The organism is Streptomyces sp. NPDC107546 (assembly GCF_055639175.1).
This window is the reverse complement of sequence record NZ_JBVKBA010000001.1, coordinates 348,095-359,926: the sequence shown is the minus strand read 5'-3', so window position 1 is coordinate 359,926 and position 11,832 is coordinate 348,095. Positions and strand designations below refer to the sequence as shown.

Below are 11,832 nucleotides of genomic sequence, written 5' to 3'. Positions count from 1 at the left end.
GGCGGAGCACCCGGAGGAGTTCGCGAGGCTTCTGATCGGCGCACTGGCCGCCGCCGACGTCACCGGTACCTGATCGCAGGAACCGCAGACGCGGCCAACGAGCCCATGCCCGGGTCCGTAGGCGTAGCGCCCTCACCACACCCCGGCGATACCGCCTTCCGGGTCCTCCACGACCGCGCGGACGATGTCGTGATGGAAGCCGCGCACGTGCGCCTCCACCAGGTCGCCGGCCGCTTCCGCGTCTCCCGCCGCGATGGCGTCGTACACCGCGTGGTGCTCGGCACGCAGCCGCGAGGCGACCTCCTCCCAGTCGTCGATCTTGTGGAAGACGGTCAGGAGGGTGTGGCGGACGGCGCTGCGCACGGCGACGGTCATGTCGGTCATGAGCCGGTTGCCGCCGGCTTCGGCGATGGCGGCGTGGAAATCGGTGTCGTAGTCGTTGAACTCTTCTCGCGACAGGCCGATCGCGTCCATGCGCTCCAGCGGCTCGCGTATCCGGGCGAGGTCCTCCTCGGTGGCCTTGGTGGCGGCGAGGCGGGCGCTGCTGCGCTCGAGGGTGGCACGGGCCTCGACGACGTCGCCCAGGGGGAAGTTGGCCAGCGCGATGTGCAGGCGCAGCAACTGCGTGAGGCCGTGGCTGGGCATGGCGGCGATGATGCTGCCCGAGGTGGGGCCGGTGCCCACGCGCGAGCGCAGGACGCCCTGAGCCTCCAGGACACGCAGCGCCTCGCGGACCGCGGCACGGCTGACGCCCAGGAGATCGACCAGCTCGCGCTCGGGTGGGAGGCGGTCGCCGACGCGGAGGTTGCCCGAGAGGATCTGCTCCTCGATCCGCGCGAGGACGAGCTCGAAGGTGCGGGAGCGCGGCACCGGCTCCCACGCCGCGGTCGTCTCAGCCATGGAATGCCCTCTCAGCGCGTTGGCGGCTCGCATGCTCAGCCGCGTCCGCCTCCGATCATAGCTTGGCGCGCCCAGTATTTGGTCTGACCAAAGTAAGTTTCCTGGATCGACATCTAGACATGGCCGGAAACCGCTGCTTAGCGTGGAAGTCCAAAGCATGGTCTGACCAAAGCCGGTCCGACCAAGGCCGCATGTGAGGTGCTGCATGTTCCAGCCTGATCTCTCCCCGGTCGCCGACAGCCTCGCGGCGTCCTCGCTCGTTTCGGCGCTCCCCCTGCTCACGCTGTTCGCGCTGCTCGGAGGCGCGCGCTGGAAGGCCCACTGGGCGGGCCTGGCGTCGCTCGCCGTGGCCGTGGCCGTCGCGGTGTTCGGCTACCGCATGCCCGGAGGTCTCGCCCTGCTGTCGGCCAGTGAGGGAGCGGCCTTCGGGCTGTTTCCGATCATGTGGATCGTGCTGGCGGCGATCTGGGTGTATCAGCTGACCGAAGTCAGCGGCCGGTTCGAGGACCTGCACCGAGCGTTCGGCCTGATCAGCGACGACCCCCGCATTCAGGCGATCATCATCGCCTTCTGTTTCGGAGGGCTCCTCGAGGCACTGGCGGGATTCGGCGCACCGGTGGCGATCACCGGAGTGATGCTCATGGGGCTCGGCTTCGCCCCCATGCGGGCGGCCGTGACGGTCCTGGTCGCCAACACGGCCCCGGTCGCATTCGGCGCGATCGCGATCCCGATCATCACCGCCGGCAACCTCACCAAGATCCCCTACACGGACATCGGCGCCTATGCGGGACGCCAGACGCCGCTGCTCGCGCTGTTCGTGCCGCTGCTGCTGGTGGCTCTGGTCGACGGTCGGCGCGGCGTGCGGCAGACCTGGCCGGCGGCGCTGGTGTGCGGTGCGGTGTTCGGGCTGGCCCAGTTCGTCAGCTCCAATTACCTGTCCGTGGAGCTGACCGACATCGTCGCCTCGCTCGCCGGGCTGGTCGCCGCCGTCCTCTTCCTGCGTGTCTGGCGGCCGCAGGGCGGGGCTCGGGCGAGCGCCGATCTGCGTGCCCAGGCCGAGGGCGGCGACGCGGAGAGCGCAGCGGGCGGCCCTGGCTCGCCCGCCGACGCCACGGGCGGACCGGCCGCGGTTCCCGCCCGGCCGGGAACCGGGGGCGCCGCCACCACCCACGCCCTCCCCGCACCCGGCCGGACGGGAGCGCAGCACCCGGACGCCGAGCGGATCGCGATGGCCTTCGCTCCCTATCTGATCATCATCGTGATCTTCTCGGTGGCCAAGCTGGTCGCCCCGGTCAAGGAATTCCTCGCCTCCACCGACCTCAAGATCGCCTGGCCCGGACTCGACGGGCAGGTCCTCACCGCCGCCGGGAAGCCGTCGTCCGCCACGGTCTACGTCTTTCCCTGGCTCTCCTCACCCGGCACCCTGCTCGTCCTGTCGGGCATCGTGGTCGCCGTGCTGTACCGGGTGAGCCCGGCGCGTGCGGGCCGTGAGTTCGCCGACACGGCCGCCAGACTCCGCTGGGCGATGCTGACCGTGGCAGCCGTCCTGGCGCTGGCGTACGTGATGAACCTGTCGGGCCAGACCATCACCATCGGCACCTGGATCGCCGGCGCGGGTACGGCCTTCGCGTTCCTGTCGCCGGTCCTCGGCTGGCTCGGTACGGCGGTGACCGGATCGGACACCTCGGCCAACGCGCTGTTCGCGACGCTGCAGCAGACCGCCGCCACCAAGGCCGGCCTCGATCCGACGCTGCTGGTGGCCGCCAACACCTCCGGCGGCGTCGTCGGCAAGATGATCAGTCCGCAGAACCTCACCATCGCGGCCACCGCCGTGGGGCTGACGGGCCGCGAGGCGGAGCTGTTCAGAGCGGCCATCCGATGGAGCCTGCTGCTCCTGCTGGCTCTGTGCCTGCTGGTCTTCCTGCAGTCCAACGTCCTGGCGTGGATGCTGCCGTAACGCGCCGCCGCGCATAGGAGGAATACATGCGGATCGCCCTGTTCATCACCTGTTTCAACGACACCCTCTTCCCCGCGACCGGACGGGCGGTGGTGACGGTGCTTCAGCGTCTGGGCTGCGAAGTGGACTTCCCCGAGGGACAGACCTGCTGCGGCCAGATGCACTTCAACACCGGCTACCAGCGCGAGTGCGTGCCTCTTGTGCAGCGCTTCACCGAGGTGTTCGCCGGATACGACGCGGTGGTCACCCCGTCGGGTTCGTGCGCGGCCATGGTGCGCGAGTACCACGGGCGTGTGGCCCAGGCGGCGGGCGATGCCCGGCTCGCGGCGGCCGTCCAGGGCATGCCGCGGGTGTATGAGTTGTCGGAGTTCCTGGTCGACGTGCTGAGGGTGACGGATGTCGGGGCGTACTTCCCGCATCGGGTCACCTATCACCCGACCTGCCACTCGCTGCGGATGCTCGGCGTGGGCGACCGGCCGCTCACTCTGCTGCGTGCTGTCCGCGGCATCGATCTGGTCGAACTCCCGGCAGCCGAGGAGTGCTGCGGCTTCGGCGGCACGTTCGCGCTGAAGAACGCCGACACCTCCGTGGCGATGGGCGCGGACAAAGTACGGCACGTGCTCGACACCGGCGCCGAGGTGGTGTGCGCGGGCGACAACTCCTGCCTGATGCACATCGGCGGGCTGCTGTCCCGACTGCGCACGGGGGTCCGCACCCTGCACCTCGCGGAGATCCTGGCCGCCACCGAGACCGCGGCGGCACCGGCCGGCACGCCTGCGCCGCACGCGCCGGCGTCCTGCGACAACCCCGAAGGGAGGGAAGCCCGGTGAAGGACACGACGTTCCTGGGCATGCCGGCGTTCCCCGACGCCGCCCGCACTGCCCTGGCCGACACCCGGCTGCGCGGGAATCTCGCGCACGCCACCACCGCCATCCGCGGCAAGCGGGCCGAGGCGGTGGGCGAGTTGGCCGACTGGGAGGAGCTCCGCGAGGCGGGGCGGGCCGTGAAGGAGCGCACGCTGCGCCATCTGGACCGCTATCTGCTGCAGGTGGAGGAGCGGGTCACGGCGGCCGGCGGGCAGGTGCACTGGGCGCGGGACGCCGAGGAGGCCTCCCGGATCGTCGTCGACCTGGTACGCGCGACCGGTGAACGGGAGGTCCTCAAGGTCAAGTCGATGGTCACCCAGGAGATCGGCCTCAACGCCGCGCTGGCCGAGGCGGGTATCGCGGCATACGAGACGGATCTGGCTGAACTGATCGTCCAGCTCGGTGAGGACCGCCCCTCGCACATCCTGGTGCCCGCGATCCATCGCAACCGTGCGGAGATCCGGGAGATCTTCGTTCAGACGATGGGCACGCACGGCACCGCCGCACCCGCCGATCTGAACGACGACCCCAAGCGGCTGGCAGCGGCCGCCCGGTCGCACCTGCGGGAGAAGTTCCTGCGGGCGAAGGTGGCCGTCTCGGGCGTGAACTTCCTCGTCGCCGAGACCGGAACCGCGGTCGTGGTCGAATCGGAGGGCAACGGGCGGATGTGCCTGACTCTGCCGGAGACGCTGATTTCGGTGGCCGGCATCGAGAAAGTCGTCCCCACCTGGCAGGACCTCGAGATCTTCCTGCAGTTGCTGCCCCGCTCCTCCACCGGGGAGCGGATGAACCCGTACACCTCCACCTGGACCGGAACGACTGCCGACGACGGACCGCGCACCTTCCATCTGGTGCTTGTGGACGGCGGCCGGACCGACGCACTCGCCGACCCGATCGGCCGGCAGGTACTGAACTGCATCCGCTGCTCGGCCTGCCTGAACGTCTGCCCCGTCTACGAGCGCGTGGGCGGTCACGCCTACGGGTCCGTCTACCCCGGCCCGATCGGTGCCGTGCTCAGCCCGCAACTGAGGGGCACGGCCTCGGCGGTGGACCGTTCGCTGCCGTACGCCTCCACCTTGTGCGGCGCGTGTTATGAGGTCTGCCCCGTCAAGATCGACATCCCGGAGGTGCTGGTCCATCTGCGGGCCCGGGTCGTCGACGAGCAGCGCGGGCGGCTGTTGCCGAACCCGGAGCGGATGGCGATGGCGGCCGCACGCTGGGTGCTCTCCGGCCCGTCCCGCCTGGCGGCCGCGCAGCGCACGGCCTCCGTGGCCGGGCGGCTGGTCACCCGTGGCGGAAAGGTGGGACGCCTGCCCGGCCCGGCGGCCGGGTGGACCGACGCCCGTGACGCGCCGGCCCCGGCCGCCGAGAGCTTCCGGGCCTGGTGGAGGAGAACCCACCGACATTCCCGGCCCGAGGACCAAGGACCCGCGGGCCCCTCCCCGTTGGGCGAAGACCGCTGACTGCCGGCCTCCAGGCCGCTCCGTACGTGAGGAGACCCCCATGAACGCACGCACCGAGGTGCTGGACCGCATCCGCCGCGCACTGGCGGACGTCCCGGCCGGTGAACGCCCCGAGGACGTCCCCGTGCCGCGGGACTACTCCCTTGGCGGCATGCCGCCGCCCGGGTCGTCCGCCGCGGTGGACCTCCTGGCCGAGCGGCTGGGCGACTACGGGGCCGTCGTGCGGCGGGTGGCCCCGGACGAGGTCGCCGGGGCCGTGCGTCAGGCCGTCGCCGCACGCGGGGCCGACTGCGTGGTGGTCCCCGAGGGCTTCCCCGGTCCGTGGCGCTCCGCGCTGGATCCGGACCGGGTGCTCAGCGACACTCCCCGGCTTCCGGTGGCCGACCTGGAGCGCACCGGTGGGGTGGTCACCACGGCGGCCTCCGCCATCGCCTCGACCGGAACGCTCGTGCTGGACGGCGGCGCGGGCCAGGGACGGCGCGCGCTGACCCTGCTGCCCGACTACCACCTGTGCATCGTGCGCACCGAGCAGGTCGTGGCATCCGTGCCCGAAGCACTCGCCGGGCTGGACCCGACACGGCCGCTGACGTTCGTCTCAGGCCCGTCGGCGACCAGTGACATCGAACTCGAGCGGGTCGAAGGCGTGCACGGCCCGCGCACGTTGGAGGTCCTTGTCGTGCAGGGAACCTCTCCACCGGCGTCCAGGGCCGGTGCGCCAGGGAGGTGAGAGTGATGCCCGCGCTTGACCGACTGCCGAACCGCGGCGGCGGGTCACCCCTGCCCACTCCCCCGCGCCGCCCCGAGGACGCCAGGGCGTCGGCGACCGCGTGCTGCACCTGGCCCGCCGAGCGGCGTACGCCGGCGCGGGCCAGGGCCTTCGCACGCAGCCGGCTGGCGGCATGGGGCGTCGGGGAAGCGACGGCCGAGTCGGCAGACGTCGTCATCTCGGAATTCGTCACCAACACCGTTGTGCACAGCGGTGCCTCCGAACTCACCTTGCGCCTTTTCCGCGGCCCCTCCGAGCTGAGGATAGAGGTCGTCGACAGCGGGCGGTGGCGACGGCCGAACGCACGGCCCGCCCGCGACGGCAGCATGACGGAGAGCGGCAGGGGCCTGTGGATGGTGGAGACGCTGACCCAGCGCTGCGGAGTGCATCACACGCGGCATGGCACGACCGCCTGGGCACTCCTGGCAGCCGTGTAGCGCGTGGCCCGCCACTTCGGCGTGAAGGACGCCGGCCTCTGTCTGCACGTCAGGAATGTGCAGGACCTGCGCACCCACATCGCCTTGCCGGCAGGCGGCGAGATGACCGACCACATCGCGGCCGCCGTCGCCGGACGCGCCGGGGGGAGCGCCGGCCGCCTTCGCGCGGTTGCCGCGCCCTGGAGGCGACCGGCGGCTTCCGAGCGCCACGTGTCGTACAGGCGTCCTGGGGCAAGGCCGTGGATGCCCTGCACGTGGCGCTCACACACTGGCCCCGCTGGTTCTCGATCAGTTCTCGCGTCAGTTCTCGGTCGCCGGGTGCCCCTTGCCCCACGCCCAGGCCAGGCGGTCCGCGCCGGAGGCGTTGGTGGTGGCGAGGCCCAGGTGGGTGCCGCTGCCGGTGAGGGTCTGGATGCTGTAGATGTCGCCGGTGCGCAGCCCGGGCCAGTAGACCGAGCCCATGTGGAGCTCCCGGAAGACGTCCGTGTCGGCCTGGATGAAGGCCACCGAGTTCGGGTCGGTGCTGACCGAGGCGGGCTGGTTGTAGTCCAGGCCGGTCGTCATGGGAGCGCCGAACTCGTCCGCGACCGTGCGGGGGGCACACGAGCCGATGCGCGCCTTGAGGTCGCTGACCCACTGCGAGTAGGTGGCGCTCTGCTTCCAGAAGCCGTAGTGGTGCAGGGACAGGTACGTGCCGTCGAGGCGGTGGTCCGCGCAGACGCTGACGACGCTGTCGTTGTAGCCGCTGCCGCTGACGAAGATCCTGTTCCTGGGGACGGACGGGTAGGTGCCGATCCACTGTGCCGCCAGGTCGGCCCACTCCTGCGCGGTGTAGCCGTGCGGCTCGTTCATCGGCTCGAAGTAGACCAGCGGGTTGCGCTGGTAGGCGCTGGTGACGGTGCCCCACATGCGCCAGAAGTGCGGCAGGTTGTCGACGAACCCGTCCTTCTGGGCCCCGGTGCCCTCCCAGTAGCTGAGGATGACCTTGAAGCCATGGGCGGTGGCCGCGTCGATGACGGCGCGGTAGGAGTTCCAGTACGAGCCGTTCACGGTGTAGGGGTTGATCGGCAGCCGCACCGTGTTGGCCTGGAGGTTCTTGCGGAATCCCTTGATGACGCCGCCGGCCTTGGCGTAGGTGGTGGCGTAGTCGTCGGACAGGCTCAGACCGGACAGGACCACGGGGTCGTTGGCGTAGTTGTCGCGGGGGTCGGCCCAGTTCACGCCGTTGAACTGGCTGGGGTTGAGGGAGGCGGCCGGTCGGTCGGCGCCCGACGCCGGGACGGTGGCCAGGCCGATGAGGGCACCGCTGCTCAGGGCGACCGCCGCTGCGATGACGGTGCGGGTGATCCTGCTGGTGCGCTGTGCGGCCCTGCGGGCGGAGCGGAACATGTGCGGGGACCTTCCTGTGCGGGTGGGGTGCGAGACGGCGTACGGACGCGCGAAACCGCGGACCGGGGAGGAAGAACCTGCGGCGCCCTGGGGCGGCACGGCAGGCACGGAGCCGAAGCCATGGCAGCCTGACGTGCGGTCACGCTCGGACGATCACCTTTCGGGCGAGAGCCTCGCCGCAGTCGGCCAGAGGTGTCAAGATATCCGACAGGACTTCGTCAAACCATTACGGGAAGTGGCCTGCGGGTTCGGCTGCTCGGGTCCCGATCCCGGCGAACCGCGGAAGCAGTGCACGGACTTGCAGGAAAGTTGAATGGGCGTCCGCCACGCCCCTGTACCTGCTGCGCGTGCTGCTGGGCACCGAGGTGTGCGTTCCGCACGGCATGGTCCGCCTCGACCCGCACCTGCCCACCCGCTTCGGCGCCCTGCGCCTGACCGACGTACCGCTGGGCACGGCACGGGTCGGTGTGACGGACACCGAGGACGGCACCGCCGAGGTCACCGGGCTGCCGTCCGGCGTGGCGGTGACCCGGGAGCGGTGCGCCTGCACGGCGGTGGACCCGCCACGCTGACACACCGCGGCGTTACCGCGCACTCCCCCGGCGACTTTCCCTCCTCCCGAACCGCCGCCGCGGTCGACGCCGTCCGCGGCCGGTGACACCCACATCCGCCGCCCGCGCATCCGGGCATGACATGGCACGCCGTGGCGAGGCGTCGCCGTGCCGTGCGCGGAGGCCCGGGCGCGACCGTGAGCGGCAGGGGCGCGACCCCAAGGCTCACCCATGACGAAAGGAGCCGTACGTGAGCAACCGGCCGCTTCGTATCGCCATGGTCGCGCCGCCGTGGTTCGAGCTCCCGCCGCGCGGCTACGGGGGCATCGAGGCGATGTGCGCCGACCTCACCGACGCGCTGGTCGCCCGAGGCCACCACGTCACCCTGATCGCGGCGGGCCGCAACGGCACCCGCTGCCGAGATCAAGCCGCGCCTGGGCCGGGGCGCGGAGCACCTCATGCCAGGCGGAACACCAGGAGGTCGGCCGGTTCCCGGACGGGGCCCGTGTCACCGGCCCGGGCGACGTCCGCGTCGAGGGCCGCGAAGCCGGCCCGGATCTCGTCCTCGTCGAGGTACTCGAAGGTCGGGACGGCGCGATGCCGCAGCTTGTCCGCGTACGCAGCGAGGGACGGCGCGACCTCGCACTCGACGCGGTCGACGCCGTCGAGTGCGAACCCGGCGGCCGTGAACACCGCGACGACCTCCTCGTACGTCGGGAACATCGCGTCCTCCACCTCGCGGGCGCGGGGGAAGTAGCGGAACCACGTCCGCTCCTCCAGACGGCCCGAGAAGCTGCTCTGCAACAGCACCCTGCCGCCGGGACGCAGCACGCGGGCGAGTTCTGCGGTGGCCGCGGCCCGGTCCGGCACGTGATGGAAGACCAGGAAGAGCAGCGCCAGATCGCAGGTGTCCGTGCCGAGCGGTACGGCACCCGCGTCGCCGGCCAGATAGGTGACGGCGGGGTGCGCGTTGTCGGTCTCGGCGACCGCGCGCATCCGGCCGGCGGGCTCCACCCCGTACACCGGGCCACCGAACAGTTCGGCGAGCAGCGGGGTGAAGCGGCCCACTCCGCAGCCCAGGTCGAGGACGGTGAGCGGGCGTTCGGGGGGCGCGTGGCGGGTGAACGCCGCCCGCCACACGGCCGCGGTCCGTTCGGTCAGCGCGCGTCCGCGGGCGTAGCCCGCGAAGAGGCGTCGGCTGTAGTCGACCGGTGGAAGCATCGGTCTTCTTCCTCTCCGTCGCACCGGTTTCAGAGGTTGTCCTTCAACACCGCGAACCGGTCGAGTTCGCGCAGCGACTCGTCCCTGGGTGCGGTCGGCAGCTGCAGCAGCGCCCGGTCCGCGCCCGCCTCGGCGAGGCCGGCCAGCACCTCGCGGTCGGGCGGTACGCCGTAGACGGTCACGGGAACGGGGGCGCGGCCCGTTTCCTCGGCGCGCACCCCGAGTTCCGCGATCCGGGCGGCCAGTGCGTCGACCGACTTGCCGAGGATCGGCACCCAGCCGTCGCCGTACTCCAGGACACGGTCGAGGACACCGGGCCCGTCGCCGCCGACCAGGACGGGCGGATGCGGCCGCTGCACCGGCTTCGGCCAGGACCTGATGGGGTCGAAGTCCACGAACTCGCCGTGGAACTCGGCCTCCTCCCGCATCCAGATCTCCCTCATCGCGAGGACGCGCTCACGCATCAGGGCCATGCGGGTGCGCGGGTCGGTGCCGAGGTTGCGCATCTCCTCGCGGTTCCAGCCGGCGCCCACGCCGACGAGCAGCCGTCCCCCCGAGAGCAGATCCAGGGAGGCCACCTGTTTGGCCAGGTTGATCGGTTCCCGCTCGACGACGAGAGCGACGCCGGTGGCCACCAGCAGGCGCCGGGTCACGGTGGCCACGGCGGTGAGCGTGACGAAGGGATCAATGGTCCGGTAGTAGATCCTCGGCAGTTCGCCGTACGCCGGCCAGTACATCTCGCGGTTGGGGACGTACGGGGTCTCCCGCTTGACCGGGATGTGCGTGTGCTCGGCGACGAACAGCGACTCGAATCCGCGCTCCTCCAGCGCCCTGCCGAGGTCGACGGGGCCGATGCCCTCGTCGGTCACGAAGGTGGAGATGCCGATCCTCATGCCGTGTCCCCTGTCGCCGTGTCGGTGTCGGTGTCGGTGTCCGTGCCCGTGCCCTTGCCCCGGCCCGCACTCCCCGCCGCCGCGTCACCGTCCCACCCGTGCAGCAGGGCCTCGACCGCCTTCTCCGCCTGTTCGGCGGCCGCCAGGTCCTCCGCGATCACGGCGAACTCGCCGGTCTCCGAGCCGGTGCCGCCGTCGTGGACCGTGACGACCACACCCGTGCGGCTCACCGGGTCGAAGGCCAGGCCCTGCGCGTGGAGCTCCGACAGCAGTGTGCCGAGGGGAGGGAAGTCGCAGCGACGGCGGTCCAGAAGCACCCGGTCGTCCCGGCCGACCAGTGTGCGCAGGATGCAGTGGTCGTGCGTGGCGCCGCCGGAGCGGGCGTTGATCTCCGTGAGGAACGTGTCGCCGTCGGGCGTCAGCACGCCGTCCACGCTGAGCTGCCCCCGGTGGCCCAGGGCGCGCACAGCACCGGCCAGCCGCTCGGCGTGGCGCAGGAAGCGGGCGAACTCCGCCGTGCCGGCCGAAGGGCCCGGTGTGATCAGCCCGTTGATGACGGGCGTCATGCGCATCTCGCCGTGCCCGTACAGGGACACCCCGCTCTCGTCGATCCGGTAGCCGGCGTAGACCGACCGGCAGTCGGGGACGTAGTGCTCGACGACGATCGGGGGGCGGCCCGGTGTGTCGTCGGCACCCCACTGGCGGGCGACGAACCGCGCCACGGCCTCCTCGTCCGTGCAGGTCTCGACCCGGTTGGCGCCGATCGGGAGGAGCCCCGCGGCCGGGCTCGCGATCTCGTTGCCGAGCCCGCCGACGTGGAAGTCCTGTTTCACGACGGCGCTGCGCCCGTCCGCCAGCAGTGTCCGGACGAACTCCTCGGCGTCGGCCCGGGAGACGGGCACCCGGCCCTCGGCGACGGGTACGCCCGCGCCCGCGGCGAGTGCGCGGAACATCACCTTGCTGTTGAGCAGCTCGGCGCCGCCCTGTGCCGCGAAGTCGGCCACGGGCAGGCCGAGTCCACGCATCAGCGCGGCCGCCGTACGGTCGTAGTAGTACGGCCAGGCACGGTCCACGCCCCGGCGCCGCACCGCCTCCCGCAGCCGGTCTGCGAAGCCGGCGCCCGGCTCGTGCACCAGCACGTCCAGATCGTCGGGCGTGAAGCCGCGCAGTGCCGTGGCATGGCTCAGGAACGCGCCGTCGACGGGGGTCGGGACGAGCAGCACGTCACCGGGACGGGCGAACCACACGGTGCGATGGGACTGCGCCTGGAGATAGCGCAGGTAGGGCGGCTGGAAGGCCGCCGGTGGCCCGAGGACCCCGACGTCGTCGGGATGGCCGGTGATGAGCCTGCCCAGATTGCTGATCACAAGCGTCCCCATGCCGCTCCTC

At 71.6% G+C, this 11,832-nt stretch carries 11 protein-coding genes and 1 pseudogene; 7 read left to right on the top strand and 5 right to left on the bottom strand.

The genetic code is table 11. From position 1 onward, the window contains the following. Positions 1 to 132 precede the first annotated feature (132 nt). On the bottom strand, positions 133 to 900 hold the full coding sequence (locus tag ACZ7L1_RS01525; protein WP_471433232.1) for a FadR/GntR family transcriptional regulator: 768 nt from the start codon (positions 898 to 900) through the stop codon (positions 133 to 135). A 205-nt stretch (positions 901 to 1,105) separates the two neighbouring features. Between ACZ7L1_RS01525 and ACZ7L1_RS01520 the strand changes: the two genes are divergently transcribed. The 6 genes and pseudogenes from ACZ7L1_RS01520 to ACZ7L1_RS01495 form a co-directional block, all read left to right on the top strand. Beyond that, positions 1,106 to 2,857 carry an L-lactate permease gene (locus ACZ7L1_RS01520; protein WP_471433230.1) on the top strand — a complete coding sequence of 584 codons (1,752 nt, stop codon included), beginning with the start codon at positions 1,106 to 1,108 and terminating at the stop codon, positions 2,855 to 2,857. Positions 2,858 to 2,883: 26 nt separating this feature from the next. Further along, positions 2,884 to 3,687, top strand: a complete 804-nt coding sequence (locus ACZ7L1_RS01515; RefSeq protein ID WP_471433227.1) for a (Fe-S)-binding protein — start codon at positions 2,884 to 2,886, stop codon at positions 3,685 to 3,687. A gap of 20 nt (positions 3,688 to 3,707) precedes the next feature. Continuing rightward, a complete protein-coding gene (locus tag ACZ7L1_RS01510) occupies positions 3,708 to 5,186 on the top strand; it encodes a LutB/LldF family L-lactate oxidation iron-sulfur protein (RefSeq protein WP_471433524.1) in 1,479 nt (492 codons plus the stop codon). A 40-nt stretch (positions 5,187 to 5,226) separates the two neighbouring features. Next, positions 5,227 to 5,913: a LutC/YkgG family protein gene (locus ACZ7L1_RS01505; protein WP_471433226.1), complete on the top strand. Its 687-nt coding sequence runs from the start codon at positions 5,227 to 5,229 to the stop codon at positions 5,911 to 5,913. A 5-nt stretch (positions 5,914 to 5,918) separates the two neighbouring features. Then, complete coding sequence (locus ACZ7L1_RS01500; RefSeq protein WP_471433225.1) at positions 5,919 to 6,389, top strand: ATP-binding protein; 471 nt, start codon at positions 5,919 to 5,921, stop codon at positions 6,387 to 6,389. 3 nt (positions 6,390 to 6,392) lie between these two features. Beyond that, a pseudogene (locus tag ACZ7L1_RS01495) lies at positions 6,393 to 6,667 on the top strand (hypothetical protein); the annotation flags it as partial. Between the two features lie 22 nt (positions 6,668 to 6,689). Here ACZ7L1_RS01495 and ACZ7L1_RS01490 read toward each other — a convergent pair. After that, on the bottom strand, positions 6,690 to 7,778 hold the full coding sequence (locus tag ACZ7L1_RS01490) for a glycoside hydrolase family 5 protein (protein WP_471433223.1): 1,089 nt from the start codon (positions 7,776 to 7,778) through the stop codon (positions 6,690 to 6,692). 347 nt (positions 7,779 to 8,125) lie between these two features. Between ACZ7L1_RS01490 and ACZ7L1_RS01485 the strand changes: the two genes are divergently transcribed. After that, a complete protein-coding gene (locus ACZ7L1_RS01485; protein WP_471433221.1) occupies positions 8,126 to 8,350 on the top strand; it encodes a hypothetical protein in 225 nt (74 codons plus the stop codon). 435 nt (positions 8,351 to 8,785) lie between these two features. Here ACZ7L1_RS01485 and ACZ7L1_RS01480 read toward each other — a convergent pair whose 3' ends face one another. The 3 genes from ACZ7L1_RS01480 to ACZ7L1_RS01470 are packed head-to-tail and all read right to left on the bottom strand — an operon-like array spanning position 8,786 to position 11,822. After that, complete coding sequence (locus tag ACZ7L1_RS01480; RefSeq protein ID WP_471433219.1) at positions 8,786 to 9,550, bottom strand: class I SAM-dependent methyltransferase; 765 nt, start codon at positions 9,548 to 9,550, stop codon at positions 8,786 to 8,788. 29 nt (positions 9,551 to 9,579) lie between these two features. Continuing rightward, a complete protein-coding gene (locus ACZ7L1_RS01475; protein WP_471433217.1) occupies positions 9,580 to 10,443 on the bottom strand; it encodes an LLM class F420-dependent oxidoreductase in 864 nt (287 codons plus the stop codon). Then, on the bottom strand, positions 10,440 to 11,822 hold the full coding sequence (locus tag ACZ7L1_RS01470; protein ID WP_471433215.1) for a preATP grasp domain-containing protein: 1,383 nt from the start codon (positions 11,820 to 11,822) through the stop codon (positions 10,440 to 10,442). Before ACZ7L1_RS01470 ends, ACZ7L1_RS01475 begins: the two co-directional genes overlap by 4 nt. Positions 11,823 to 11,832 lie beyond the last annotated feature (10 nt).

Coding starts and splice junctions, on each gene's coding strand:
- ACZ7L1_RS01525 (WP_471433232.1), bottom strand. CDS start 900: ATGGCTGAGACGACCGCGGCGTGGGAGCCGGTGCCGCGCTCCCGCACC.
- ACZ7L1_RS01520 (WP_471433230.1), top strand. CDS start 1,106: ATGTTCCAGCCTGATCTCTCCCCGGTCGCCGACAGCCTCGCGGCGTCC.
- ACZ7L1_RS01515 (WP_471433227.1), top strand. CDS start 2,884: ATGCGGATCGCCCTGTTCATCACCTGTTTCAACGACACCCTCTTCCCC.
- ACZ7L1_RS01510 (WP_471433524.1), top strand. CDS start 3,708: ATGCCGGCGTTCCCCGACGCCGCCCGCACTGCCCTGGCCGACACCCGG.
- ACZ7L1_RS01505 (WP_471433226.1), top strand. CDS start 5,227: ATGAACGCACGCACCGAGGTGCTGGACCGCATCCGCCGCGCACTGGCG.
- ACZ7L1_RS01500 (WP_471433225.1), top strand. CDS start 5,919: ATGCCCGCGCTTGACCGACTGCCGAACCGCGGCGGCGGGTCACCCCTG.
- ACZ7L1_RS01490 (WP_471433223.1), bottom strand. CDS start 7,778: ATGTTCCGCTCCGCCCGCAGGGCCGCACAGCGCACCAGCAGGATCACC.
- ACZ7L1_RS01480 (WP_471433219.1), bottom strand. CDS start 9,550: ATGCTTCCACCGGTCGACTACAGCCGACGCCTCTTCGCGGGCTACGCC.
- ACZ7L1_RS01475 (WP_471433217.1), bottom strand. CDS start 10,443: ATGAGGATCGGCATCTCCACCTTCGTGACCGACGAGGGCATCGGCCCC.
- ACZ7L1_RS01470 (WP_471433215.1), bottom strand. CDS start 11,822: ATGGGGACGCTTGTGATCAGCAATCTGGGCAGGCTCATCACCGGCCAT.